General features: G+C 36.6%; 26 protein-coding genes. 3 read left to right on the forward strand and 23 right to left on the reverse strand.

Annotated elements, in window-relative coordinates; genetic code table 11:
- The first annotated feature begins 22 nt into the window (after positions 1 to 22).
- Positions 23 to 1,252, forward strand: coding sequence for a GTPase HflX (gene hflX / locus BLV64_RS01420; protein WP_092131448.1), 1,230 nt, complete (start codon positions 23 to 25; stop codon positions 1,250 to 1,252).
- Positions 1,253 to 1,410: 158 nt separating this feature from the next.
- Here hflX and BLV64_RS01425 read toward each other — a convergent pair whose 3' ends face one another.
- From BLV64_RS01425 to BLV64_RS01505, 17 genes are all read right to left on the reverse strand, one after another.
- Entirely contained in the window at positions 1,411 to 2,340 is a 930-nt protein-coding gene (locus BLV64_RS01425; protein ID WP_092131451.1) for a DUF3078 domain-containing protein, read from the reverse strand.
- Positions 2,341 to 2,419: 79 nt separating this feature from the next.
- The gene (locus BLV64_RS01430; protein ID WP_092131454.1) at positions 2,420 to 2,926 is read right to left on the reverse strand and encodes a DUF2480 family protein; all 507 of its coding nucleotides are present in this window, start codon (positions 2,924 to 2,926) and stop codon (positions 2,420 to 2,422) included.
- A gap of 19 nt (positions 2,927 to 2,945) precedes the next feature.
- Positions 2,946 to 4,781 carry an ABC transporter ATP-binding protein gene (locus tag BLV64_RS01435; protein WP_092131456.1) on the reverse strand — a complete coding sequence of 612 codons (1,836 nt, stop codon included), beginning with the start codon at positions 4,779 to 4,781 and terminating at the stop codon, positions 2,946 to 2,948.
- A gap of 12 nt (positions 4,782 to 4,793) precedes the next feature.
- Positions 4,794 to 5,120: a DUF59 domain-containing protein gene (locus BLV64_RS01440; protein WP_092131459.1), complete on the reverse strand. Its 327-nt coding sequence runs from the start codon at positions 5,118 to 5,120 to the stop codon at positions 4,794 to 4,796.
- A gap of 69 nt (positions 5,121 to 5,189) precedes the next feature.
- Positions 5,190 to 5,615: a SufE family protein gene (locus BLV64_RS01445; RefSeq protein WP_092131462.1), complete on the reverse strand. Its 426-nt coding sequence runs from the start codon at positions 5,613 to 5,615 to the stop codon at positions 5,190 to 5,192.
- 62 nt (positions 5,616 to 5,677) lie between these two features.
- Complete coding sequence (locus BLV64_RS01450; protein WP_092131465.1) at positions 5,678 to 6,148, reverse strand: hypothetical protein; 471 nt, start codon at positions 6,146 to 6,148, stop codon at positions 5,678 to 5,680.
- Positions 6,149 to 6,233: 85 nt separating this feature from the next.
- On the reverse strand, positions 6,234 to 7,298 hold the full coding sequence (locus BLV64_RS01455; protein WP_092131468.1) for a zinc metalloprotease: 1,065 nt from the start codon (positions 7,296 to 7,298) through the stop codon (positions 6,234 to 6,236).
- Between the two features lie 167 nt (positions 7,299 to 7,465).
- Positions 7,466 to 8,680, reverse strand: coding sequence for an aminotransferase class V-fold PLP-dependent enzyme (locus BLV64_RS01460; RefSeq protein ID WP_092131471.1), 1,215 nt, complete (start codon positions 8,678 to 8,680; stop codon positions 7,466 to 7,468).
- A gap of 203 nt (positions 8,681 to 8,883) precedes the next feature.
- Positions 8,884 to 10,197, reverse strand: a complete 1,314-nt coding sequence (gene sufD / locus BLV64_RS01465; protein WP_092131474.1) for a Fe-S cluster assembly protein SufD — start codon at positions 10,195 to 10,197, stop codon at positions 8,884 to 8,886.
- 73 nt (positions 10,198 to 10,270) lie between these two features.
- A complete protein-coding gene (sufC, locus tag BLV64_RS01470; RefSeq protein WP_092131477.1) occupies positions 10,271 to 11,023 on the reverse strand; it encodes a Fe-S cluster assembly ATPase SufC in 753 nt (250 codons plus the stop codon).
- Positions 11,010 to 11,429 carry a hypothetical protein gene (locus BLV64_RS01475; protein WP_143034117.1) on the reverse strand — a complete coding sequence of 140 codons (420 nt, stop codon included), beginning with the start codon at positions 11,427 to 11,429 and terminating at the stop codon, positions 11,010 to 11,012. Before BLV64_RS01475 ends, sufC begins: the two co-directional genes overlap by 14 nt.
- A 37-nt stretch (positions 11,430 to 11,466) precedes the next feature.
- Entirely contained in the window at positions 11,467 to 12,915 is a 1,449-nt protein-coding gene (sufB, locus tag BLV64_RS01480) for a Fe-S cluster assembly protein SufB (RefSeq protein WP_092131480.1), read from the reverse strand.
- A 24-nt stretch (positions 12,916 to 12,939) separates the two neighbouring features.
- On the reverse strand, positions 12,940 to 13,269 hold the full coding sequence (locus tag BLV64_RS01485) for a HesB/IscA family protein (protein ID WP_092131483.1): 330 nt from the start codon (positions 13,267 to 13,269) through the stop codon (positions 12,940 to 12,942).
- A 107-nt stretch (positions 13,270 to 13,376) separates the two neighbouring features.
- Entirely contained in the window at positions 13,377 to 14,450 is a 1,074-nt protein-coding gene (locus tag BLV64_RS01490) for a cytochrome-c peroxidase (RefSeq protein WP_092131486.1), read from the reverse strand.
- Between the two features lie 5 nt (positions 14,451 to 14,455).
- Positions 14,456 to 15,229: an MbnP family protein gene (locus BLV64_RS01495; RefSeq protein ID WP_092131489.1), complete on the reverse strand. Its 774-nt coding sequence runs from the start codon at positions 15,227 to 15,229 to the stop codon at positions 14,456 to 14,458.
- A gap of 4 nt (positions 15,230 to 15,233) precedes the next feature.
- The gene (locus tag BLV64_RS01500; protein ID WP_092131492.1) at positions 15,234 to 16,568 is read right to left on the reverse strand and encodes a hypothetical protein; all 1,335 of its coding nucleotides are present in this window, start codon (positions 16,566 to 16,568) and stop codon (positions 15,234 to 15,236) included.
- Positions 16,568 to 17,968, reverse strand: coding sequence for a choice-of-anchor B family protein (locus tag BLV64_RS01505; protein WP_092131493.1), 1,401 nt, complete (start codon positions 17,966 to 17,968; stop codon positions 16,568 to 16,570). The genes BLV64_RS01500 and BLV64_RS01505 overlap by 1 nt, the downstream gene beginning before the upstream one ends.
- A 200-nt stretch (positions 17,969 to 18,168) precedes the next feature.
- On the opposite strand from BLV64_RS01505, the gene thiL reads away from it, so the two are divergent.
- Positions 18,169 to 19,215 (forward strand): thiamine-phosphate kinase, encoded by a 1,047-nt coding sequence (thiL, locus tag BLV64_RS01510; protein ID WP_092131495.1) that lies wholly within the window; start codon positions 18,169 to 18,171, stop codon positions 19,213 to 19,215.
- A gap of 35 nt (positions 19,216 to 19,250) precedes the next feature.
- Here thiL and BLV64_RS01515 read toward each other — a convergent pair whose 3' ends face one another.
- The 5 genes from BLV64_RS01515 to BLV64_RS01535 form a co-directional block, all read right to left on the reverse strand.
- On the reverse strand, positions 19,251 to 19,508 hold the full coding sequence (locus BLV64_RS01515) for a hypothetical protein (protein WP_092131498.1): 258 nt from the start codon (positions 19,506 to 19,508) through the stop codon (positions 19,251 to 19,253).
- 56 nt (positions 19,509 to 19,564) lie between these two features.
- Positions 19,565 to 20,344 carry an alpha/beta fold hydrolase gene (locus tag BLV64_RS01520; protein ID WP_177165283.1) on the reverse strand — a complete coding sequence of 260 codons (780 nt, stop codon included), beginning with the start codon at positions 20,342 to 20,344 and terminating at the stop codon, positions 19,565 to 19,567.
- Positions 20,345 to 20,451: 107 nt separating this feature from the next.
- Positions 20,452 to 22,545, reverse strand: a complete 2,094-nt coding sequence (locus tag BLV64_RS01525) for a M13 family metallopeptidase (RefSeq protein ID WP_092131504.1) — start codon at positions 22,543 to 22,545, stop codon at positions 20,452 to 20,454.
- Positions 22,546 to 22,720: 175 nt separating this feature from the next.
- Entirely contained in the window at positions 22,721 to 23,296 is a 576-nt protein-coding gene (locus tag BLV64_RS01530) for a nuclear transport factor 2 family protein (protein ID WP_092131506.1), read from the reverse strand.
- Positions 23,277 to 23,909, reverse strand: a complete 633-nt coding sequence (locus tag BLV64_RS01535; protein ID WP_092131509.1) for a hypothetical protein — start codon at positions 23,907 to 23,909, stop codon at positions 23,277 to 23,279. Before BLV64_RS01535 ends, BLV64_RS01530 begins: the two co-directional genes overlap by 20 nt.
- 55 nt (positions 23,910 to 23,964) lie before the next feature.
- On the opposite strand from BLV64_RS01535, the gene BLV64_RS01540 reads away from it, so the two are divergent.
- A complete protein-coding gene (locus BLV64_RS01540; protein WP_092131512.1) occupies positions 23,965 to 24,924 on the forward strand; it encodes an NAD-dependent epimerase/dehydratase family protein in 960 nt (319 codons plus the stop codon).
- A gap of 113 nt (positions 24,925 to 25,037) precedes the next feature.
- Here BLV64_RS01540 and BLV64_RS01545 read toward each other — a convergent pair whose 3' ends face one another.
- Complete coding sequence (locus tag BLV64_RS01545) at positions 25,038 to 25,793, reverse strand: LytR/AlgR family response regulator transcription factor (protein WP_092131515.1); 756 nt, start codon at positions 25,791 to 25,793, stop codon at positions 25,038 to 25,040.
- Positions 25,794 to 25,817: the final 24 nt, after the last annotated feature.

A 25,817-nucleotide genomic window follows, 5' to 3' on the forward strand; every position in this document is an offset into this window, starting at 1 on the left:
ACTTTGCACTTTAAATTAATATATGTTAGAAAAAAAAGATACCGCTTTAGAAAAAGCAATTTTAATAGGAGTTATTACCAAAACCCAAGATGAAGAGAAGTCTGAAGAATATTTAGACGAGTTAGAATTCTTGACTTACACTGCTGGTGGTGAAGTATTAAAACGCTTCACACAGAAAATGGATATGCCCAACCCTAAAACCTTTATCGGGACAGGAAAAATGGAAACCGTAAGGCAGTATATCGAAGAAAACAATGTTGGAACCGCTATTTTTGATGATGAGCTTTCGGCGGCACAAGAACGAAATATAAGTAAAATATTAAATTGTAAAGTCCTAGACCGCACCAATTTAATCTTAGATATTTTTGCACAACGCGCACAAACCAGCTATGCAAGAACGCAAGTAGAATTGGCACAATGCGAATATTTATTACCACGATTAAAAGGAATGTGGACTCACCTTGAAAGACAAAAAGGGGGTATTGGAATGCGTGGACCTGGAGAAACAGAAATCGAAACCGATAGACGTATCGTTAGAGACCGTATTTCCTTGTTAAAAGACAAGATCAAGGTCATCGATAAGCAAATGTCGGTGCAACGCGGTAACCGCGGAAAAATGGTACGTGTAGCACTTGTTGGTTATACCAACGTTGGAAAATCCACACTGATGAATACCGTTAGTAAAAGTGAGGTCTTTGCCGAGAACAAACTTTTTGCCACCTTAGACACCACCGTTCGTAAAGTGGTAATACAAAACCTACCCTTTTTATTAACCGATACCGTAGGATTTATTAGAAAGCTACCCACACAATTAGTAGAGAGCTTTAAAAGTACTTTAGACGAGGTGCGGGAAGCCGATTTATTATTGCACGTTGTAGATATTTCTCATCCTAATTTTGAGGAACACATTGCGTCTGTAAATAAAATTTTAGGGGAAATTGATAGTAGTGACAAGCCTACAATTATGGTTTTTAATAAAATTGACGCGTATAAAGCCGAACCTTTTGACGCGACCGATCTTATTGCAGAACGCGGAGAAGAACACTATTCTCTAGCCGAATGGAAGCGCACGTGGATGAATCGTGTAGGAGAAAATAACGCGTTATTTATATCGGCCTTAAACAAAGACAATCTCGAAGACTTTAAAAAACGTATCTACGACGAGGTCCGCGATATTCATGTCACCCGTTTTCCATACAACCATTTTCTTTATCCCGATTACGATTACGAAAAATTGGACGAGGAAGAATAAAAGGATAAGGGCGTTACCTTACAGGTCAGGCTCTCGGCAGTCGCTTCCCGAAAACAAAATCGGTAGAGCTCCAACACAGCCTCCATCCTTAACGCAAATAAAAAACGCGATACTTATTAAAGTATCGCGTTTTTTATTAATTGTAGGTCATGAATACACTAGAAAGCATAGCTTAAACCTAATAACCAATATGTTTGTAATTCGTTGTCTATAGTATCAAAAGTCGGACTCGCCGGTGGCACCGCATTAGCTAAGGCATAATTTAAAGCCTCTTGCTTGTTTTGTCTTAAACCAAAGTCGAAACCAACACCAATCTTTTTCCATAATTTATAAGAAAAAGAGTTAATCCATGTGTAATTTGAATAATCAGCATCTTCATAGCTATAAAATAAAGACAGGTTAGATTTAAAGTTTATTTTACCTATCTGTCTTGTATAGTCCGCAACAATTTTAGCTCCTAAAGACGATTCGAATACGGTATCGCCAGAACTAAAAACGAAGTTATAGTTTAAAGGGTGTATCACTACAAATAAATTTTCTGTTGGTGTCCAAGTCGCACCAATACCCGCATCTAAATACCCAGGATCATTAAAATTATTAAGTAATGTTGTACGGTATTCGCCCAAAGCAGAAATAGCAAATTTCTCACTTAATTTTCTTCCGTATAATGAAGAAATATTAAACACATCGGTGGTTTCTCTAAACTCACTATTATCTGATGGGTTATCTTTATCATCAAACTTAACCCACGCCAAATTTACATTTAAGGCATTTCTCCAGAAAAACTTATCTTGTTTTAAGTTAGCGAATGCATTTACTGTAAACCCTAAATTTGCCGAACTGTTATTTGGTGACCCTTGAGAATACCAGTTATTAAATTCTGAAATACTTCCTCCAATAGTACCAAAAGCCCCTTTTCGCCACCCTGGAAGGGCATCTATTTGTGCTTGTAAAGCATCTGCTTCTGCTTGAAGTGCATTTGCTGCCGCTTGTTTTTCAGTTTTCTGAGCTTTTAACTCTTCTTTCGTTTGCGCCTGCATAGCAGTTATTCCAAATACTAATGCAGCACATAAAATAAGTTTCTTCATGTTATTTGTTTTTAATGGATAAATTAAATTGATAAGGTTTAATCACTATTTTAAAGATAATAAAAAAAGCAGCGAACTACTATTTCCTCTTATATAAAGGCACCGACGAGCAAGCTTCACCAAATAATATGGACTTAGCCACTGGTTTTAAAGCTTGTGAAAGCATAATATAAGCCGCAGTAGGTACAGGCTTTTTAGAACAGCCTTTTATAATTATAGGCTTATCTGCATAGTCACTAAGCTCCAACTGATTTATAATATCTTGATACAACTCGGTTTCTAATGCGTTTAAATCACCCAGAACAGTACGTTTTACATAAGGCTCTAAAGCCATAGTTAATAACATATAGGCCCATGCTGGCACAATAGCATCAGAAGAACACGTTAGTGCCACATATTCATCTTGATGTTCCGACCAATCGTAATTCTTTACCTGATCACGAAAGTCCTTTTCACGAAGTACAAACCCTTCGTATAACCACTCTTTTATATCAAAAAGGGTACGTTTTCCTTTCGGGTAGTAATCTTCTAAATCGAATACTACTAATTTGCTATTTGCGACTCTATTTACAATCTCTTCTGCCATAGTACAAAGATAATTATTTTTACTGATAGCCCTCGGCCTGAAGTGTAAACAATTCAGAATATAAGGCCTTGTTTAACATGAGTTCCTCATGGGTTCCAATTTCAACCACACGACCGTGCTCTAATACTAAAATCCTATCGGCTTGACGTACCGTACTAAATCTGTGGGATATAATTATACTCGTCTTACCTTCGGTTAAACCAATAAAGCGATCAAAAACTTCACTTTCAGCCCTAGCATCCAACGCCGATGTGGGTTCGTCAAGAATCATTACTTCAGCATCCTTCATATAGGCACGTGCTAAAGCCACCTTTTGCCACTGCCCACCAGACAACTCTTGTCCGTTAGTAAAACGTTTTCCTAACTGTTGGTTATAACCATATTTTAAATCGTCCACCACCTCCTTAGCCAAACTTAACGCAGCGGCCTCTTCTATTTTATCCTGGTTCTCCAATTCATCAATATCACCAATCGCGATGTTTTCGCGCACCGTAAACTCATACCTAAAGAAATCCTGAAAAATAACCCCAAAAAATTCCTGATACTCAGCAATAGCATAACGGTTAATATTTACACCGTCCAAAAGAATTTCACCAGATGTAGGCTCATAAAAACGCAATAGTAATTTTATTAAGGTAGTTTTACCAGCCCCATTTTGCCCTACAAAGGCTAGCTTCTCGCCTGCCTTTAGCGTAAAACTCACCCCTTTTAAAATGTCCTGTTCCGAATTAGGGTAAGCAAAATGCACGTCTTTAAACTCAAAACCCGTTTTGATGTGCTTGGGTAGCGGACAGTCTTCTTTAACTTTAGAGCTAATAGAAATGTCTATAAAATCGAAATAATCTTTTAGGTATAATGCACTCTCAGAAATCCGAGTGAATTTCGAAAAGAAATCCTGTAGATTTCGTGTAAGACGGTTGAAAGAAGCAGATAAAAAAGTTAATTCACCCAAGGTAATTACACCGGAAAGTACGCGATAGATAATAAAAACATAAGCCCCATAATAACTTAAAGTCCCCAAGACATTAAACAAAAAACCTAATGCCGAGCGCTTTATCGCTAGTGTTTTGTTGAGCTGATAATATTCTTCTGACAGATTTTTAAAGCGGTCTACAACAAAATCGGTTAAACCAAATAGCTTAATCTCTTTAGCGGTTTTATCATTGGCTCCTATAAACCGTAAATAATCCAACTCACGACGCTCCGAGGTCCAACTTCTTGCTAAAGAGTATTGCTGCTGACTGAAGCGTACTTCATTAATAAACGAAGGAATAATACTTAAAACTAGAAGTATAATTAAATAGGGTTCAAAATAAATTAAACCAGCAACGAGTGTCGCTATAGAAATGGCGCTTTGAGCCTGCCCTAAAACATTAGACATCAATCCCACGCGACTTGTAGTCTGGGTTCTCGCACGCTCTAACTTGTCATAAAATTCCGAATCTTCTAATAGACTAATATTAATCTGATTCGTTTTTTTTATAATCGTAATGGAGGTCGCAATATTATACTCGTCTCCCAACAAACCGTCGGTTAACGAAATAGCCCTACTCATTAAATCGGATACAATAATAAGTGCAAACTCTACCCCGACATAAGTCCATAGCACTGTGTAATCTGGGAGTTCTAATGAAATTTGTAAGATAATTTCATCAATAATAAGCTTCCCTAGCCATAAAATAACAACGGGCAACAAGGCACCAATACCACGACAAAAAGCGGCTAATAAGAAAAGACCTTTATTAACCTTCCAAATTTCTTTAAAAAAACGAGGAAGGTAAACCAAAGCATTAAATGAAGATTTAAGGCTTGTTTTATTTTTGTCTTTTATAGAAGTTGGCTTACGTCTTCGCATAACAACGGTCTACTAAAGCATCCCGAGTTCTAATTTTGCTTCCTCACTCATTAATTCTTGAGACCATGGCGGATCGAAAGTTATTTCAACCTCGGCACTTTTCACTTCATTTAAGGACTTTACTTTCTCTTCTACTTCCATAGGTAGTGTTTCAGCCACTGGGCAGTTAGGAGTGGTTAATGTCATTAATATTTTCACATCGTAATCTTCATTTACGAATACATCGTAAATTAATCCCAATTCGTAAATATCTACAGGAATCTCTGGATCATAAATGGTTTTAATAACCTTTACGATTTTTTCGCCTAAGGCTTGTGTATCTATTGTTGTATCGCTCATTATATTCTATTTAAACCTTCTCTTTTTTGAAAGCTGTTTTTTTTTATTTCTGGCAACAATTAAAAGGTACTATTTTAATTGTGTTTGGTATGCTATGGCATACATTTTTAATTGCTTAATCATACTCACTAATCCATTCGCACGCGTTGGAGACAAGTGTTCTTTTAGTCCGATTTCGTCTATAAAATCGGTATTAGCTTCAATAATCTCGCTGGGTTGCTGATTAGAAAATACGCGGATTAATATCGCGATGATTCCTTTAGTAATAATAGCATCACTATCTGCAGTAAATGCAATTTTGTCATCTTGTAACTCAGCATGAACCCAAACTTTACTCTGACAGCCTTTAATAATATGATCTTCTGTTTTGTATTGCTCATCAATTAAAGGTAAATCTTTACCCAAATCAATCATATATTGATAGCGCTCTTCCCAATCTTCAAACATTGAAAACTCATCAATAATCTCCTCTTGTATTTCTTTAATAGTTTGCATTTCTATCGATTAAATATTCGTCATTACAGATTACAAAATTAAGCATTACAATTGTAATACCCTTATTTTTTACCGTTAGTTAATGCCATCATTTGCTCAATAACTTCTACAAGATCAGCATGCGGATTTCCGGCATCAAAAGCTTGTGTTTTATAGGTCTCACCATTTTTGCTAACGGTTAGCGAACCTATAGGCGCCCCATCGTATTGATGTGCTTTACTTGGTGCTTCTAACTTAGGAATTGAAGTCAAGTCAACAGCATTTACAAGGGTCACTAACGATTCCCATTGTTTATCGTCTAAACTTACAACCTGAGGTTTAGCATTGCGCTCATTTACCCATGACACCATTCTATTTTTAATAGTGATATTTTTATAAGTCCCACGCGTTACCGCTTCATACTCTAAACTAAGATCTTCACTTTGTTCCATTTTTGCTTGTGTATCTGTTAATGCAGCTGCCTTTGAAGCCTCTGTAGAAGCACCACATGCATTTAAAATAATAGTAAATAATAGTATCGTTATTGTTTTCATTTCTATATGGTTTTAGTTTTATATCTATTATAATACAAAAAAGACGCCAAAAATGACGTCTTTTTAATTTAATATTAAAAAAGTATTAGTTTGCTAAGCCTTCTCTTACACCTCCTGGTGCAAACAAAGCACGCATTCTATTTCGTTGTCCGTCAGAAAACATATACATACAAGCATCATCTACATAATCCATATAGTTCATGGTCATGTCATTAGACTTACAATTATAAGTTGGATACGAAGGGCAGCCGTAATTTGGAGCATCTGATTTTGGTGTATCAGCAACAAAGTCATCTCTATTACATCTACCATCGCCCCAAATATGACGTAGGTTTAAATAATGTCCCACTTCATGAGTTGTCGTTCTACCACCATCAAAAGGAGCAGAAACATAACCTGTAGTCCCAAAATACTGAGCACCTACTACAACACCGTCCGTATTTGCCGGACCTCCTGGGAATTGAGCATATCCTAAAATTCCTCCCCCAATATTACATACCCAAATATTCAAGTGGGTCTCTGGAGTTACAGGTGGGTACGCATATTTTACAGCATCATTAGTTCCCCATGACCCTGTAGAATTGGCATGTCTAAACGTCCCTGCCAAAGTAAATTCTATTTCTGTATCTGTAATATCATTACTGAATTCTGCTGGTAATTGACTAGCATCACTATTTGCTAATCTAAAATCTTCATTTAACACTGTGATTTGTGACGCTATTTGATTATCACTAATATTTTGAGCGCTATTACTATACACCACATGTACATAAACCGGGATATTTAAAACCCCTAAACCATCATCTATAGGCAAGATATCATCGCCTCCTGATCCGCCACCTCCTGGTCCGCCACCATTTCCTCCTGGCTTACCTTTTGCAGCAATAAAACTTCTTGATTGGTACTCTATATCATACATTGTTTTCTCTAGCCCCTTATCTTCGTTTAATAAACGATTTAAGTTCACCATGGTATGACAAACAGGTTTGCCTTCTGCCATTCTTAGAGACTCGTCGACATCTGCATCAGTATACAAATAAAAATCCGACATGTCGATGTTTGCCTCTTGTTGTAGTTCATCAGATTTGTCTTCATTACAAGCGGTAAAGAATAGCGTTAGTGCCAAAGCACTAAAAATTAATTTTTTCATATCTACTATATTTTTGTTAAGGAATTCCTAAATATATAACTAATACAAAAAAAACTAACTAATTCTTTACTTAAAATACTAATTTTTCGATAAAATGCAAATACAGAAAATCGTTCGGTTAATTATAAAGAAGCCAAAAACCCTAAGATTACTACCTTTAAAATCCGTTATGATAACATCATTTTAGCCTTCTTTACACCTTCAACCAAAGCGTCGATTTCTGCTTTTGTATTATAGAAAGAAAAAGAAGCTCTTACCGTGCCTGGAATCTTAAAGAAGTCCATTATCGGTTGTGTGCAGTGGTGCCCTGTTCTTACAGCAATTCCCATTTTATCTAATAAAGTTCCCACATCGTAAGGGTGAATGCCTTCTAAGTTAAACGATATTACCGAGGTTTTATTAGCACTAGTTCCGTAGATTTTCAAGCCTTCAATTTCTAAAAGACGTTGTGTTCCATAGGCTAACAACTCATTTTCATAGGTTGCAATAGCCTCAAAACCTATAGCGTTCATATAGTCTACAGCCGCTCCAAAAGCGATACCACCACAAATATTTGGAGTTCCAGCTTCAAACTTATGAGGCAAGCCTGCATAGGTCGTTTTTTCGAAACTCACTTGATCTATCATTTCACCTCCTCCTTGGTACGGTGGTAATTTATTAAGCCATTCTTCTTTACCATATAATAGTCCTACACCTGTTGGACCGCACATTTTATGTGCCGAAGCCACATAAAAGTCGACATCCAAGGCCTGCACATCGGGTTTAATATGCGGACAAGATTGTGCGCCATCGATTAAAACAGCAGCGCCTACAGCATGTGCTTTTTCAATAATATACTCTATGGGATTAATCGTCCCTAAAGCATTAGAAATATGATTTACAAATACTAATTTGGTACGATCACTCAACAACGCATTGTATGCTTCCATAATCAGCTCGCCCTCCAAATTCATAGGAATGACTTTTAAAACCGCTCCTGTACGCTCACATAACATTTGCCATGGTACAATATTACTATGATGCTCTAAAGCAGACACTATAATTTCATCACCCTCTTTTAATAAGGACGTAAACCCTTGTGCCACAAGATTAATACTTTCGGTTGTTCCTGCGGTGAGTATAATTTCGTAATTGTGTTTTGCATTAAAATGCTTTTGTATGGTATTTCGAGCCGCCTCATATTTATCGGTAGCTTCTTGGCTTAACGTATGTACACCTCTATGAATATTAGCATTATAATTACTGTAATAATCAACAATTACATCAATCACCTGTTGTGGAGTTTGAGATGTTGCAGCATTATCAAAATACACTAAAGGTTTACCATTGACTTGACGTGAAAGTATTGGAAAATCTTTTCTTATGTGATCTGCGTTTAGCATAGTTTTAAGGTCTATTAAAGTGTAAAATTGCCATTAAAGAAGGGGGTTCCTTAACTACTGACAAAAATACGAAACGTTTTTCATCTTGCTCAACTCATTTGAGCAATATCGAACGCGGGGTTTAAAAAATCATTATTCGGTATAAAAAAAGCCATTTCTATTGGGATAGAAACGGCTTTTTTGTATTATTTACGAGCGTAAATCTATAAGTCGAAACCTATATTCACTCCTAATTTATTTGCTATAATTTTAGTGATTCTAGTTTTAATTTCTGGAATTCTTACCGAACTTAAAACGTTATTACTAAAAGCATACATCAATAAAGCTTTAGCTTCTTTTTTTGGAATACCACGAGAGCGCATATAGAACATGGCACTTTCATCCAATTGCCCAATAGTACAACCGTGAGAACATTTTACATCATCTGCAAATATTTCAAGCTGTGGCTTGGTGTTTATCGACGCTTTATCACTTAACAAAATATTGTTGTTAGATTGAAAAGCGTTGGTTTTCTGAGCTAATTTTTCAACGACAATCTTTCCGTTAAAAACACCCGTTGCACTATCGCCAAAAATACCTTTATAATCTTGGTGACTTTCGCAATTAGGCTCGATATGATGCACTAAAGTGTTGTGATCTACGTGTTGTTTATCTCCAATAATAGTAATCCCTTTCATGGTCGATTCTATACGCTCACCATTTTGATAGAAATTAAGATTATTACGTGTTAATTTTCCTCCAAACGAAAAGGTGTGTACCAAACAGTGACTCTGCTCCTTTTGGTCGACAAAAGTATTATCGATTAAAGAGGCATTACTATTATCATTTTGCAGTTTATAATAATCTACAATTGCGCGTTTAGCGGTATAAATTTCGGTAACACTGTTTGTAAGGACTGGATTATCCGTTAAACTTTGGTGACGCTCAAAAATCTGCACTTCAGAATTCTCATCGGCAACAATTAAGTTACGAGGTTGCAACATTAAAGCCGCTTCGTTGCCCGTAGAAAAGTGTAGTATTTGAATAGGCTTATCTACCAATTTATTTTTTGGGATATGAATATAAGCACCTTCGCTAGAAAACGCTGTATTTAAAGCCGTTAAACTGTCTTTAGTTGCTACTTTATTAAAGTAGGTTTCGATAACCTGTTTGTATTTAGGCTTATTTAAAGCCGACGACATTAAGCAAACATCAATTCCGTCGTGAGTTGTTTGTGATAAATGCGACGAGTATTTCCCATCTATAAAAATAATTTTATAGGTATCGATATCGTGTAAAAAGTACTTTTTAATGTCCTTATACTCTATAGAATTCTCTTGTTTAGGAAACACGCTATAATCGTGTTTTAAAACCGTATTTAACGAGGTATATTTCCATGCTTCCTGCTTTTTGGTAGGAAAGCCTTCGGTTTCAAATGTTTTTATAGCTTCGCTTCTAATATCGTGAACAGGTGAATGTACATCGATATCCTCTTCGAATGCTAAAAAGGATGATACCAATTTTTCTTTTAAATCCATTGTTGTTAAGTCTTTAGTGGTTGTTTTTATTAAGTCTATACAGACCTCTTACTTTAAAACTACGCACTAAGTTTTACGCGTTTACTTCTTCTTTAATCCAATCGTAACCTTTTTCTTCTAACTCGTGAGCTAGTTCTTTACCACCAGACTTTACAATACGCCCTTCATATAATACATGTACAAAATCAGGAACGATATAGTCTAATAATCTTTGGTAGTGTGTAATAACGATTACCGCATTATCTTTAGACTTTAATTTATTTACTCCATTAGCAACGATACGAAGCGCATCGATATCTAAACCAGAATCCGTTTCATCTAAGATGGCTAATTTTGGCTCTAACATCGCCATTTGGAATATTTCATTACGTTTTTTCTCTCCTCCAGAAAATCCTTCATTTAATGAACGCGATAAAAACTTTCTATCCATTTCTAAAAGTTCTGATTTCTCACGAATCAATTTTAGCATATCTTTTGCAGGCATATCCTCTAAACCTTTAGACTTGCGAGTTTCGTTAATCGCTGTTTTGATGAAGTTCGTTACAGAAACACCAGGTATCTCTACAGGATATTGAAAGGATAAGAAAATACCTTTGTGTGCTCTTTCTTCTGCTGAAAGCTCTTCGATATCTTCATTTTCTAAAATAATTTCTCCTTTAGTAACCTCGTATTCTTCCTTTCCAGAAATCACTGAAGCCAGTGTACTTTTACCAGAACCGTTAGGTCCCATAATAGCGTGTACTTCTCCAGCTTTAACCTCAAGGTTAATACCGTTTAAAATAGATTTATTTTCAACACTTGCGTGTAAGTCTTTAATCTTCAACATATCCTTTTTGTTCTAAAATTACTGCTTTGTTAAGATCTGAATTTTGTTTCTTAACGCTAATTATTTCTTTAATTTCTATACTATTTGGCCAACCTTCTTCACCTTCCGGCTTCGGTACAATAAGACCTCTTACCTGGACTAAAACACCATCGGTAGGCTCTTCTTTGTACGTTTGGGCTAAGGCATTCAACTCTTTGGTTTTCTCATTTAAGATCACACCGTAAATTGAACTACTCCCTATTTGTAACACTGCTGCATCTGCATAATAAATATACTCTCCAGCAAACAATGTTAATCCGTCGTTAGCAGAAACGCCTGTGGTTGTTTCCTCAACTCCCGTTTCATTTTTAGTGTCTTTACAGCCTAGTAAAGCAAGACCCATACATAAAAGAAGTATTTTTTTCATTGTATTTCTATTTTAAGCTTTGCTTGATTTACTGCTATTATCCTACAGACCCCTCTAAACTAATTTCTAATAGTTTTTGCGCTTCAACGGCAAATTCCATTGGTAATTTATTAAGAACTTCTTTACTAAATCCGTTAACAATTAAAGCAATTGCTTTTTCGGTATCGATTCCACGTTGGTTACAGTAAAAAATTTGGTCCTCACCAATTTTACTCGTTGTCGCCTCATGCTCGATTTGTGCAGATTTGTTTTTAACCTCAATATAAGGGAAGGTATGCGCTCCACATTCATTACCCATTAGCAAACTATCACATTGTGAAAAGTTACGTGCATTTTCTGCTCGCGGACTTATTTGAACTAACCCACGGTATGAGTTTTGAGATTTACCTGCCGAAATCCCTTTAGAGATAATAGTCGACTTCGTATTTTTACCTAGGTGAATCATTTTTGTTCCGGTATCGGCTTGCTGGTAGTTATTAGTTACTGCAATCGAGTAAAACTCTCCTACCGAGTTATCACCTTTTAATACACAACTTGGGTATTTCCAGGTTACGGCACTTCCTGTTTCTACTTGTGTCCATGAGATTTTTGCGTTTTTCTCACACAATCCTCTTTTGGTTACAAAATTGTAAACACCACCTTTACCTTCGGCACTTCCTGGGAACCAGTTTTGAACCGTACTGTATTTTATTTCTGCATCGTCTAAAGCGATAAGCTCTACAACGGCTGCGTGTAATTGATTTTCGTCTCTACTAGGAGCGGTACATCCTTCAAGGTAACTCACGTAACTTCCTTCGTCTGCAATAACCAAGGTTCTTTCAAACTGACCTGTTCCTGCTTGATTAATTCTAAAGTAAGTGGATAACTCCATAGGGCATCGTACCCCTTTTGGAATATAACAAAAAGACCCATCGCTAAATACTGCAGAGTTTAAAGCAGCATAAAAGTTATCTTTTTGAGGAACAATAGTCCCTAAGTATTTTTTCACTAATTCTGGATGCTCTCTAATCGCTTCGGAAATAGAACAGAAAATAATTCCTTTTTCACCTAAGGTTTTCTTGAAGGTTGTGGCTACAGACACAGAGTCCACCACAACATCCATAGCAACACCGGCTAATTTTTTCTGCTCATCTAAAGAGATTCCTAATTTAGCAAATGTTGCTAATAGCTCAGGATCAACCTCATCGATACTATCGTATTTAGGCTTGCTATTTGGTGCAGAGTAGTAAGAGATCGCTTGGAAATCTGGTTTTTCGTAATGTACGTTAGCCCATTCCGGCTCCACCATCTTTTCCCACGCTCTAAACGCTTCCAATCTCCATTCGGTCATCCATTCTGGCTCTTCTTTTTTCAAAGAAATAGCACGAACAACATCCTCGTTTAATCCAATAGGAAACGTGTCGGATTCTATATCAGTATAAAAACCATACTCGTATTCTTTGGTTTTTAATTCTTCTCTTAAATCGTCTTCAGTATACTTCGACATAATTCAATCTTTCTTTTTAAAATATTATAATGAAAATGATTCTCCGCAACCACAAGTTCTATTCGCATTAGGATTATTAAAAACGAAGCCCGCCCCGTTTAAACCTCCAGAATACTCTAATGTAGTCCCGATTAAGTACAGAAAACTTTTTTTGTCGACAATAATTCTTACGCCGTTATCCTCAAATACTTTATCATCTTCAATTTGCTCTTTATCAAACTTTAAATCGTACGATAAACCAGAGCACCCACCACTTTTAACGCTTACACGTATGTAGTGTTTTGTATAGTCTAACCCCTCTTCCGCCATGAGTTCTACGACTTTCTTCTTAGCTGTTTCAGAAACTTTAATCATAATTAATATTAGAATTAATCTAAATAGAGTGCAAATATACGATTTAAGTCCCTTTTTACCATACTTACTAACATTATATTAGCATATGGTTTGATAGCTAAAATTTATTAGTTAATAAAGTCCGGGTTATTAATAAAAGAAGGGTCTGAAAGAGAGAGAAGAAAAGCTTTTAGGTCTGCTTTATCCTGTGCAGATAATTGCACACCACCCTGACTCACTTTCTTCATTAAAGGGTCGATTGTTGACGAATTTTGTAAACCTTCACTATAGTGATTTATTACCTCATCGAGGGTTTCAAAACGACCGTCGTGCATATAAGGTGCTGTATAGGCTAAATTACGTAGGGAAGGTGATTTAAATTTACCATTATCGCTAGGATCACCAGTAACGGTCCCTAAACCTAAATCGGTAAATACCGCGTCCAATCCATTATTGTGAAACATATTATCTGTCCACAAAGGATTACTAGGACTTCCGTGACAGTGAAAACAATCACCACGCGCTTCATCCATAAACACATTTAGTCCGTTTTGCTCCTGTGGGGACAAGTCCACCTCCCCCATAAGGTAGTTATCGAATTTTGAATTTCCAGAGATAAGAGTTCTTTCAAATTGAGCGATAGCCTTTGTAGTAAGCGTTTTTGAAATAGGAAGCTCCCCAAAGGCTTTTTTAAACAACTCTGGATACTCCGGGTGATCTTTTAGTTTAGCAATAACACCCTCCCAATTACTGTGCATTTCTATTGGGTTTTCGACTGGAGTTATAGCTTGGCGCTCGATACTAAGATCGCTGCCGTCCCAATTAAAACGCTCCCCATAATTCCAGGCTAAGTTAAATAAAGGCATTGTGTTCCGGGTGCCAAAATCACCATCTATACCGGCACTTGTAGGTGTCACATCAGAAAATGCGTGTTGTGGCGAATGGCAAGTTGCACAGGATTGCGTTTCATCTCCTGATAAAATCGTATCAAAAAACAGTTTTTTCCCTAAGGCCACACCTTCTACGGTTTGCGGATTGTTATTGGGAATTATCGGACCGAGTACGTTTTCTTGAAAAACAGGAGGTATATTTAAAGGCAGCGGGGTTGGCATAGCTTCGTAAGAAACAGACCCTTTAGAATCGTCCGTGGAACACGAGCTCAACACCATTACAAACACCACAAATACACTCCAATATTTCATATCTTTTACTGTGTAACAGTTCCTAATGAGAATACAGACTGCCCGTTTTCACGCATTAAAATTTGCGCTTCAGAATTTGGCATTAGTACTGTATGCAATTCATTTAAATCCCAAAGATTAGGATTTTTATACCATTCTGAGATATCCATTTTCACCTCGAAAGTAGCATTGTTTTCAAGATTTATCGCTCCTAAGTCAACGGTAAAAAAAGTGTCTTGAGGAAATGTAGGGTTAGACCCTGGATTATCTACGGCGCGAATGCTGTGATAGTTATAGCCCACTTCCTCTCCCGAAGCAGCAATAAACTTTCCATCCATTTGCATATAATGATAACCACCACCAAGCATTTCTGGCACATTGAATGACACCGAATTCAAATCAAGATGGTTTTGTGCATTGTATTCATTATTTAAACCAAAAGTAAATGACACGTTTGTATACAACCCAGTAGGAATTTCTAATTCTGGAGAATAAACTAACCCTATGTCTTCGCTAACATCAATTAAATGATGACCCTCGATTATAAGTTGCTCACCATGCTCTCTAGTAAAGGTCAAATCGGATATCACATACCGCAACCGCTCGATGCTTAAAGAGTCACTATTCTCATTGGCAAATTTTACAGTATTAAAATCGGCAGCCGTTACTGGAAGTCCGTTCCAATTGTGCGTAAAGTTAAACTGAGTGGTTACTGCTGCTTTTAAATTGTCATCCAAATCCTCGGCACATGAGGAAAGCGACAACATAACTAGCAGTATTAACGGATAAATCTTTTTCATTTCTTTAATCTATTTTTATATGTAAAAGGTCTGTAAACCCCTTGTTTTCATTAATATCTTGATCGTTACTAGAAGTCTCTCCAACAACGACAACCGATTGGTCGTTAAGCTCGGCTACCCCATAAGCAAAATCAATATTATTTCCCCCAACGGTCTTTTGCCACTCTAATTGCCCTTGACTATCTACCTTAACAACCAAGGCATCATTTTGTCCGTTATTTTTGGAAATATCACCATCTGAACTCCGTGAACTTCCAGCCAATAAAAACCCACCATCTTGTGTGGCACTAATATCGCGAGCTACATCAAAGCTACTCCCTCCAATCGTATTCTCCCAAAGCAACTGGCCGTTAGGTGTTATTTTAATAATCCACATATCGGCTAAACCATTATTATGAGCCACATTCGTATTAAAACTACGCGTATCGCCAGCAATCACATAATTTCCATCTGCCGATTTTACAATCGCTCTAGCTTCATCTATTTCTGTACCACCATAAGACTTTTCCCATTCTAAGGTACCCGTTTCAGAAATTTTTACAACCCAAAAATCATAATCTCCAATATTACCGGAGATATCGGTATCTACACTATCGCTAGACCCTACAATTATGTATCCGTTATCATCTGCCTGTACAACGCCATAAGGTGTATCGGTAAAAAACCCACCGTAATACTTACTCCATTCTATACCACCGGAGGCATTCAGCTTTAACCCCCAGTAATCACCTCCAGCATGCTGAATACCCTTTGTATTTCCCAATCCACCAGATGCCGTTACATCTAGAACACCAGTAATAAAATAACCACCATCATTCGTTTGAATCACCGAAAGTCCGGTGTCTACTCCCGAATACCCATAAGATTTCTCCCAAGATATTGAGCCCGAAGCATCCAGTTTTACAAGCCAAAAATCCTCAGCGCCGTTATTTACAGACACATCTTGATCATTACTAAAACTAGAACCTAAAAGGGCATACCCCCCATCGAGGGTTTGTATTAAATCAAAGCCTTTATCCACAAGGCTTCCCCCATAGGTTTTTTGCCATTCTAGCGCACTCTGTGCATTGAATTTCAACATCCAATAATCAAAACTTTCATCTTGTTTATCCGTGACATCACCATCCCAACTTTGTGTAAAACCTAAAACAGCATAGCCGCCATCGGTTGTTGCAATCACTCGTTGTCCGCTTTCATTTTTAGAACCTCCATAAGTAGTCACCTCAGCTAGAATTTCGGGTACTATAGATCCCATTTCATCGCTAGCGTCTTCTTTTTTAGAGCAACTCCACAACACACTTACGGCAAAACACAACCAGACGGTTTTATAAAAAGACATTACAGATTACTTTTTCTAACAATAAACAACCCACCTTCAATATCACCAATAATAATATTCTGACTAGCAAAATAAGGATAGATACTCCATACCCCATTAAACCCGGTGTTATTATTGTCCGGATACGTATCAAAATACCCTGTTTCTGTCATAGGATTTGTTGCTGAACCTATATTCGAAATATCAAAAACGCGTAATCCCGCACGGTAATTAGCTAGATAAAACGTATTCCCCTTTACATACCCATTATGATCGATAGCATCAAATTGTGATGTGTAAGTCGACGATAAAACAGGATTGTCCAAATCGGAAAGATCAAAAATGAAGGTAGAGGTATTCACACCAAAATTCTGTTCATCTAACTCGTCTCCTAAAATAAAGTAACGTTGATCGTCTGTAAACCAACCTTGATGCGTATAGGCTGCTTGCGGATAGGTCATTTCGGAAATAAGTACCGGATTGGTTTTATCGCTCACATCGACAACAACAACTTTATTAGTTCCACTCCCTGTAGCACCATTACTGGCAATTAAAATTTCCTTCCCTGCATAATCATTATCGGGACCGTTATAGGTCACCACTTGTGCATCATGGGTGTATCCTGAAGCCGTATACTCCCCTAAAAATGTTGGATTTAAAGGATTTGTAACATCTACAAAAATGGGGCCACCGCCATTAGCAGAATTACAACCCACTAAATAAGCCACGCCTTCACTATCGTTTATTACAATATTATGACAACTTCCTACTCCTGTATACACAGCATCAGCAGTAAATACCTCTGGCGCATTTGTAACTGTTCTTAAACGCGATAAATCGAAGACTTGCATCCCGTGATTTCCAACACCGTCGGCCACTATAAAAGCAAAATCGTTATACACTTTTACATCTCTCCAGTAATTTGTTCCTGCATTAGAATTTAACCGTCCTAAAAAAAGTGGCTCTGTAGGGTTTGATATATCCACAAACGCCGTACTGTTTTCCAGTCCTACTAAAGCATATTCTTTACCTGTTGTCGCATCGGTCCAACCCCATATATCACTACCATCAATTCCAGGCTCACCACTTAAGACTTCGGTACCAATATGTCCTAACAAATCATAATCGTTACACGGATAAATACCAGCGAAACCATTTTCGCAAGGCGTTATATTTTCTAAATTCGTTTCGCAAGCATCTCCAACACCATTTCCATCGCTATCTTCTTGCCCAGGATTTGCTACTGTAGGACAATTATCTTCGGCGTCAGCAACGCCATCTCCATCACTATCACTTATCGGATCTACATCGGTTGTTTGTGGTGGAGTCACGACATCTGTTGTTTCATCTGAACAGTTTAGAACAGCAAGAAACAATGCACAAAGTGCTAGATAGCTTAAAGATTTACTCATGTATTTCATATTTATTTTGTTTAAACGCTAAATAGCTACTATTTTAACTGTTTTATAGCGTACATATTGCGAAATTAATATTTTTAAAACGTTACTGTAACAGATTTTATGTTAAAATCATTACCACTTGAAGAACAATAACATTAAATAATTCACAAAAAAGCCTAGAATAGATGCTTCTTTAAGAAAGGCTTATTATTTTTGTCTTTATGATAGAAGATAAAAACCCACAACGTACCCCATTAAGTGAACTCGGAGAATTCGCTTTAATAGACCATTTAACCAAGAATTTTGACATTAAACATCAATCTACTATTAAAGGTGTTGGTGATGATGCTGCTGTAATTAACCCGGAAGGCAAAAATATAGTAGTCACTACAGATATGTTGGTTGAGGGTGTTCATTTTGATTTAAGCTACGCGCCATTAAAGCATTTAGGTTATAAGGCGGTTGTTGTGAATGTATCTGATGTCTGCGCTATGAATGCAAACGCAACCCAGATTACCGTTTCTATTGCGGTATCTAATCGTTTTCCTTTAGAAGCTTTAGAAGAACTCTATGCAGGGATAGAAACTGCGGCAAAAATATATAATATTGATGTTATTGGTGGTGACACCACTTCTTCTACTTCTGGACTACTAATTTCCATAACCGCTATTGGCGAAGTCGAAAAAGGGCAAGAGGTATACCGCAGTGGCGCAAAGCCTAACGATTTATTAGTACTTACCGGAGATGTTGGTGGGGCTTATATGGGATTACAGGTTTTAGAACGCGAAAAAGAAGTCTTTAAGGTAAACCCTAATAACCAACCTGATTTGGATCTTTACACTTATATTATGGAGCGTCAATTAAAACCTGAAGCTCGAAAAGACATTATTTCCTTATTAAAAGAGTTAGATGTTAAACCTACTTCTATGATTGATGTTAGTGACGGATTATCATCTGAAGTTCTACATCTTTGTAAAGCTAGCAAAGTGGGTTGTGATTTATTTGAAGACAAAATTCCCTTAGACCCTCAGGTAATTTCTACCTGCGAGGAATTTGATATAGACAGTACGACAATAGCTCTTAACGGAGGAGAGGATTATGAGTTATTAATGACCATCTCTCAAGAAGATTATCCTAAAATAAAAGCTAACCCTCACTTGACAGTTATTGGCTATATGACTGAAGAAAGTTCGGGTGCGCATTTAGTCACTCGTGCAAACACAAAAATACAGCTTCAAGCCCAAGGCTGGAAGAATTTTAATGAATAGAGTACCGCTTTAAAAAAGACTATAGTTTTTTATAACTATTCGGCGATAGGAGCACCTTTAATTTTTAACTGCCTTCTATAATGGATGTGTTCTAGAACAGCATTAATTTCTCTAGATTGTGTGGTTAGTTCAGTTAAACCACCTTTGGAGTTGGTCGTTACTTCTTTTTTGCATTTACAACATTTGTACTCATAAACAAATTCTGTAACTTGCTTAGACACCTGGTATTGATGTCCAAAAAAACGGCAGTACATTTTAGGCACCAACGCTTGTTTTCGGTTTAAATTGCTCATATTCTTAGTTTTGGGGTCTTAAATCTAAGAAATTTAAATTAATAACCGAAATTATACTAAGTGTTTTCGACAAAAGCCACTATGGAAGCTAAAAACTCCCTTTTATTTTCGATATGACTCATGTGTCCTTCAGAAAAAACAGACGTTGAAATACCGTGGTTTTTTGCGTAATATAGAATATAATCAAGATCTAAAAGTGTATCTTTTTTTCCTAACAGAATTAATTTTTTAAAATCCGCTAAGGCAAAAAACGCAGAAAAATCTTCACGTTGTTTCATTCCCTCATTGGCTGCCATATACCCCTGTAGCGATGTTTTTAACGCCGTACTTAAAGCCTTTTTATAGGCTTTTTCATATTGTATTTTAGTCTCTGCACTAAATAAGTTAGCAAAACTCATTTTTATAATCGCCTCAAAATTCTGTTGTGCCATTTTATTTGCACGTGTCCGCAAAGCCTTCCTCTCCTCACTATCTGGTTGAAAAGTTGAATTCAGCAGACAAAGGCCTTGAATGCGATTGGTATATAATTTAGCAAATGCCAAGGCCACATAACCGCCCATAGAATGCCCTATAAACGTTGTATTAACAATATTTAGGTGACTTAAAACAGCTTCAACCGCTTCTGCCATGGCTTCCATGGAATGGATATAACCTAAAGCGTCTGACTTTCCGTGCCCCAACAAGTCTATAGCTACAACAGTATGTGTTTGCGATAATCGAGGAGTTAAGTCATCCCACATCGTACTATCTTCCAAAAAACCATGTAATAATACAACGGCGGACCCTTGCCCTTCGACACTAAAGTAAATGGAAGCCTCCTTATAATTTATAGTCATATTCAATTTTAAATTACGCTAACTATACCGCTAGAGTCCACAAAAGTATAAAATAAAAAAAGCAGCTCGACGAGCTGCTTTTAAATAATTTTAGGTTTTAATACCTACTACCAAATTCTTACACGTTGTTCTGGCGCAATGTACATAGAATCACCTTCCTTAATATTAAACGCTTCATAAAACGCATCGATGTTTAATAAAGGCTGAACCGCTCTTGTCATTCCTGGAGAATGCGGATCGGTTTTAATTTTTGTTTTTAAGGCATCATCTCTCATTTTTGTTCTCCAAACGGTTGCCCAACTTAAAAAGAAACGTTTCTCCGGAGTAAAGCCGTCGATATTTTCTGGTCTTCCACCGTCTTCGAAACTCATTTGAAGCGCATCATAAGCGGCTAAAACACCTCCTAAATCACCAATATTTTCTCCTAAAGTAAACTCGCCATTAATAAATGTTTCTGGCAACACTTCGATAGCACTGTATTGATCGGCTAAACTTTTTCCTAAACCTTCAAATTGCTCTAAATCGCTATCTGTCCACCAATTGTTTAGGTTTCCATTTTTATCGTAACGCGAACCAGAGTCATCAAAACTATGAGAAATCTCATGTCCGATTACGGCACCAATTCCACCATAATTTACAGCATCGTCTGCCGTATAGTTATAAAATGGAGGTTGTAAGATCGCTGCAGGAAAAACAATTTCGTTATAACTCGGGTTAAAATACGCATTCACTATTTGCGGTGCCATACCCCATTCGGTTTTATCTACTGGCTTGCCTAGTTTAGCAATATTCTCTTTAAAGCTCCATACTGATGCATTGTGCATATTAGAAAGGTAAGTTCCTCCGTCCTCTACACTTTTTACATCTAATTCAGAATAGTCTTTCCACTTATCTGGATACGCTATTTTAACTGTTGTCGCTTGTAATTTTTCGATGGCTTTGGTTTTAGTTTCCTCGCTCATCCACTCTAATTTCTTAATACGTTCTTCGAAAGCTAGAATTACATTATCGATCATTTTCTCGGCTTTCACTTTCGCTTCAGCAGGAAATTTTTCTTCTACATATAATTTCCCTAAAGCCTCACCAATAGTCCAATTTAAGGTTCCGAGTGCACGCTCTTCTAAAGGACGTTGCGCTTTAGCTCCATTAAGAGTTTTACTATAGAAATCCCAATTTGCTTTTTCTAATTCTGTACTTAACTGTCCTGCAGCATCATTAAAAGCACTCCATCGTAAATACGTTTTCCACTGATTCACCTGTCCTTCTGCAAGCACGTTCTGTAAGGCTTTCATATACTTAGGCTCTCTAAGGATTACCGTATCTAGATCTTTAGCTCCGATACCCGCAAAATACGCTTTCCAGTTAATTGCTGGTACCATTTTTTGTAAATCAGAAACCGCAGTTGGGTTGTATGTTTTACGACTATCGCGTAACTCCACTTTATCAAGTTTAGGTTCAGCAAGACGTGTTTCGAAAGCTAAAATTTGTTCTGCTTGCTGCTTAGCTTCTTCCTCTGTATCCCCTAAAAATTGTAACATTCTTGTGATATGAGCAACATAAGCTTCTCTTTTTTCTTTAGAATCTGGATCATCCTTTAGGTAGTAATCACGATCCGGTAGTCCTAAGCCCCCTGGACTTAAATACGCTACGTTTTTGTTACTATCCTTAGCATCGGCATACACATAGAATCCGAAAAACCCACCTCCACCTTGAGGCTCCATTTCTATTAGATAGGCTTCTAAATCTTTAATTGAGTTAATTTTTTCAATACGTTCTAAATATGGTTTTACCGGCTCAATACCTTGCTTATCTCTAGTTTCGGTATCCATAATAGTTTGAAACAGAAACACAGCTTTTTCTTGATCTGAACCTGGTGTTACTGCTATTTTATTAGGATCGCTATCGTCGGCCATAGCAGATTTCAAAATACTTAAAGCGTCTTCATCAGTTTTTTGACGGAGTTCCATAAAGCTTCCCCACGTTGTTCGATCGTCTGGAATCTCATTGTTTTCAATCCATTTCCCATTTACATAGGTAAAGAAATCGTCGTTTGGTTTAACAGAATTATCCATGTAATCTAGATTAATTCCTGGTACATGTTCGACTTTTGCTAGTTCCTTAGTCTCCTCTTTTTTCGGCTCATTTTTACATGCCACGACACTAAACATCGCGACCGCACCTAATAAAGTTAGTTTTTTCATAATTAATTGTAGTTTCCGTATTGATTTTTGAAGCTCCTAATTTACTTAGTAATTTTGTAAATGTTAAATCAATTAACAGTAAAGAAATTATTTTTAACAAAAAAAGCGCATCCTAATAAAGAATACGCTAATTATATTATTAAACCACCAATTGGCGATTGATTTCAGCTTCTAATCACCTTGCATTCAACTTATTTATAACAAATTGTTTTACCCACAAACTATCCGATTCACTTTTTAAATCTATAACCGCTTTCATTTTGTCATTAGGAATTGTTGCCGACAGCACATAATGTGCGATTTTCCATTGTTTATTTTCACGTTTTAAAACTCCCGAACCGCGGCAAATTTTCATTTGCGTATCTAATAGCTCATCAAACCAAACGCTTTGTAAGTCCTCAGACACATAAACATTGCGATCTATAGCTGTAAAACTCCAAGCTTTACCCTTATCGAAATAGGGTTTAGAATAGGATTTAAAATCGCTTAGTTGCCAATTTTCAGAAGCATCTGTTCCAATAAAAACCGCATTTGCCGTCATTAAATTAAAATAAGCATCAAAATTAGCTTCGGCTGCTGCTTTATGCCATAAGTCTATAGTCGTATTTACCGATTCTATTATTTCCACTTTAGACTGTTGCTTTTCTTCTGCAGGTTGCTTTTTAGCAGTAGAGCTTAGGTCTTCCTGACAAGAAGCACTTAATATTACAACTACAAGTAGAGTAAATAAATTATTCCATTTCAATTTCATCGAATACTGGTTTTATAATGTTTTGAGCTTCTTTTTCATACTTTTTATTCACCTGAAGGGTTAAATAAGAAAATGCTTGAAGCACATCTTTTATACTACTTAATTTCTCTTTTTTATCGCTAGTTTTCAAGTTGATTGTCTCCTCGAGTTTATACATTTTTGTAGTTAAAGCCAAAACCCTTGCCTGAATAGGATCTGAATTTATTTTAATAGGTATGGTGGTCCCTAATTCTTTTACAGTAGACATAAAAATCTCTTCATCGGAAGTAAAGAAAGACAAATCGGCAATTTTAACCTGGCTAATAGCACGCGAGATATCGCTATATGCTTGCCAAGAATCCAAGGTTGTTTTAGCTTTCGCATCTACGCTGTAGTCTACATACTTGAGCTTAGCGATATCCTCTTTGGTTATTGACGACCTATCGGATACCTGAGTCTCGACCTGAGTTCCTGTTTCAGATTTAGAGTTGCAAGACATGAGCGTTATCAAAACAAAAAAGGAATATATAAACTTCATATTAAATCGTATTTGAGATACAAATATATTGTATTCGTAAGTTAAAGATTCTTTTTTTACTAAAAGTTTAAGAGCATCTTTTGTGATAAATCTCATTTAAAATGAATAAAATCTTAGTATTTTTGCTCTCCTAAAACATAAGGTTTAAAGTATGTCTTCAAAAATATTAATTATTGGTGCCTGTGGCCAAATAGGATCTGAGTTAACCTATAAACTAAGAGCCATTCACGGTGATGAAAATGTTATTGCCAGCGATATTAACTATGGCAATGTTGAATTAGTTAATTCAGGAATTTTTGAAATTGTAGATGCTATGGATTATGCGTCTCTAAATGTATGTGTTGAAAAGCACAATATAGATACCGTTTATTTAATGGCCGCTATGCTAAGTGCTACGGGAGAGAAATACCCAAATAAAGCATGGGACTTAAATATGACTTCTCTTTTTAACGTACTCGACTTAGCTAAAGCCAACTATATTAAAAAAGTATTTTGGCCATCGAGCATTGCTGTTTTTGGTCCGTCGACACCAAAAATAGACACACCTCAATACACCTCTATGGAGCCTACAACGGTTTACGGTATCACCAAGCAAGTTGGAGAACGTTGGTGTGAGTATTACCATCAAAAATATGGTGTCGATGTGCGTAGTATACGTTACCCTGGTATTATAAGCTGGAAAACACTTCCTGGCGGAGGTACAACAGACTATGCGGTTGAAATTTATCATAAAGCACTAGAAAACAAGTCGTATGACTGTTTCCTAAACGACGCGTCTATGTTACCAATGATGTATATGGAAGATGCTATTAAAGCGACCGTAGACATCATGGATGCTGCTCCTGAAAAGATAAAAATTCGCTCGTCTTACAACTTGGCAGCGATGTCTTTTACACCAGTAGAGATTGCTGAATCGATTAAAAAGCACATTCCTGAGTTTACCATAAGTTACTCGCCAGATTTTAGACAAGAGATTGCAGATTCTTGGCCAAAAAGTATTGATGATTCATCGGCTCGCGAAGATTGGAACTGGAATCACAGCTATGATCTAGAAGCTACAACAAAAGAAATGTTAACACAGCTTGAAGCTCTTAAAACGGCAAAAGCTTAGTTATACACTAAACGCTATAAAAAAGATAATTCTCTCGAATTATCTTTTTTTTTGAGCTTAAATCGTTTGTTTAAAGGCTATACTTTTAAAATTATTAATACCGACGATGAGTCTCACCAATTCAGCCAGGTTTTAAACCTTTTTAAAGCAAACTTACTCACCACTATTGGCTTCTCGCTAGCATGAGCCACTTTTAAACGCAACTCAATCTTTTGTGAATTATGTTTTATAATTTCCTTAATAGCATTGATATGGACGATGTAATTTCTGCTTACCTTAAAAAAGACCTCCGGATTTAGTTTCTCGGAGATATCCCTTAAGGTATCATTATACAAATAATTTTCAGAATGGTTTGTAAATAGAAATAAGTTCTTCCCTTCACTATAAAAGAAAGCTACCTCGGTACTATCTATAGATTTTAAATGATGTCCTGAGTTTACTAGAAAGCGATCTTGTTGTGTTTTACTTTCTAAAGCCTCAATAGATTTTGCCGTATTATAAAATGAAAAATTAGTTTTTATCTGCGTGTATTTATGCAAGGCTTCCATCACATTTTTAGCCTCAAACGGCTTTAGTAAATAATCGATAGTAAAATGCTTAAACACTTGAATGGCATAATCATCATACGCCGTAGTAAAAATAATGGGCACAGAAATATCCGTTTGGGTAAAGGCTTCTAAACTTTTACCATCACCTAAATGAATATCCATAAATATTAAATCCGGCTGTTCCTTGCTAAAAAAGGAAACCATCTCATGAACCGATGCTAGGCGCGTAATATTTGTAATAGCGATTACATCCTGGTCTCTAAGCATACTCATTAAATAATCGGCAGCTAAATCTTCATCCTCTACAACAACTATATGCATTGTGTTTTTTTATAAAAATAAAAA

This window comes from Bizionia paragorgiae, from assembly GCF_900107625.1.
GTDB classification, from domain to species: domain Bacteria; phylum Bacteroidota; class Bacteroidia; order Flavobacteriales; family Flavobacteriaceae; genus Bizionia; species Bizionia paragorgiae.

Coding starts and splice junctions, on each gene's coding strand:
- hflX (WP_092131448.1), top strand. CDS start 23: ATGTTAGAAAAAAAAGATACCGCTTTAGAAAAAGCAATTTTAATAGGA.
- sufB (WP_092131480.1), bottom strand. CDS start 12,915: ATGTCGAAGTATACTGAAGACGATTTAAGAGAAGAATTAAAAACCAAA.
- BLV64_RS01515 (WP_092131498.1), bottom strand. CDS start 19,508: ATGAGCAATTTAAACCGAAAACAAGCGTTGGTGCCTAAAATGTACTGC.
- BLV64_RS01440 (WP_092131459.1), bottom strand. CDS start 5,120: ATGAGCGATACAACAATAGATACACAAGCCTTAGGCGAAAAAATCGTA.
- BLV64_RS01460 (WP_092131471.1), bottom strand. CDS start 8,680: ATGCTAAACGCAGATCACATAAGAAAAGATTTTCCAATACTTTCACGT.
- sufC (WP_092131477.1), bottom strand. CDS start 11,023: ATGTTGAAGATTAAAGACTTACACGCAAGTGTTGAAAATAAATCTATT.
- BLV64_RS01535 (WP_092131509.1), bottom strand. CDS start 23,909: ATGAGATTTATCACAAAAGATGCTCTTAAACTTTTAGTAAAAAAAGAA.
- BLV64_RS01485 (WP_092131483.1), bottom strand. CDS start 13,269: ATGATTAAAGTTTCTGAAACAGCTAAGAAGAAAGTCGTAGAACTCATG.
- BLV64_RS01450 (WP_092131465.1), bottom strand. CDS start 6,148: ATGAAAACAATAACGATACTATTATTTACTATTATTTTAAATGCATGT.
- BLV64_RS01505 (WP_092131493.1), bottom strand. CDS start 17,968: ATGAAATACATGAGTAAATCTTTAAGCTATCTAGCACTTTGTGCATTG.
- BLV64_RS01475 (WP_143034117.1), bottom strand. CDS start 11,429: ATGAAAAAAATACTTCTTTTATGTATGGGTCTTGCTTTACTAGGCTGT.
- BLV64_RS01425 (WP_092131451.1), bottom strand. CDS start 2,340: ATGAAGAAACTTATTTTATGTGCTGCATTAGTATTTGGAATAACTGCT.
- BLV64_RS01540 (WP_092131512.1), top strand. CDS start 23,965: ATGTCTTCAAAAATATTAATTATTGGTGCCTGTGGCCAAATAGGATCT.
- BLV64_RS01435 (WP_092131456.1), bottom strand. CDS start 4,781: ATGCGAAGACGTAAGCCAACTTCTATAAAAGACAAAAATAAAACAAGC.
- BLV64_RS01545 (WP_092131515.1), bottom strand. CDS start 25,793: ATGCATATAGTTGTTGTAGAGGATGAAGATTTAGCTGCCGATTATTTA.
- BLV64_RS01430 (WP_092131454.1), bottom strand. CDS start 2,926: ATGGCAGAAGAGATTGTAAATAGAGTCGCAAATAGCAAATTAGTAGTA.
- BLV64_RS01455 (WP_092131468.1), bottom strand. CDS start 7,298: ATGAAAAAATTAATTTTTAGTGCTTTGGCACTAACGCTATTCTTTACC.
- BLV64_RS01525 (WP_092131504.1), bottom strand. CDS start 22,545: ATGAAAAAACTAACTTTATTAGGTGCGGTCGCGATGTTTAGTGTCGTG.
- BLV64_RS01490 (WP_092131486.1), bottom strand. CDS start 14,450: ATGAAATATTGGAGTGTATTTGTGGTGTTTGTAATGGTGTTGAGCTCG.
- thiL (WP_092131495.1), top strand. CDS start 18,169: ATGATAGAAGATAAAAACCCACAACGTACCCCATTAAGTGAACTCGGA.
- BLV64_RS01495 (WP_092131489.1), bottom strand. CDS start 15,229: ATGAAAAAGATTTATCCGTTAATACTGCTAGTTATGTTGTCGCTTTCC.
- sufD (WP_092131474.1), bottom strand. CDS start 10,197: ATGGATTTAAAAGAAAAATTGGTATCATCCTTTTTAGCATTCGAAGAG.
- BLV64_RS01500 (WP_092131492.1), bottom strand. CDS start 16,568: ATGTCTTTTTATAAAACCGTCTGGTTGTGTTTTGCCGTAAGTGTGTTG.
- BLV64_RS01445 (WP_092131462.1), bottom strand. CDS start 5,615: ATGCAAACTATTAAAGAAATACAAGAGGAGATTATTGATGAGTTTTCA.
- BLV64_RS01530 (WP_092131506.1), bottom strand. CDS start 23,296: ATGAAATTGAAATGGAATAATTTATTTACTCTACTTGTAGTTGTAATA.
- BLV64_RS01520 (WP_177165283.1), bottom strand. CDS start 20,344: ATGACTATAAATTATAAGGAGGCTTCCATTTACTTTAGTGTCGAAGGG.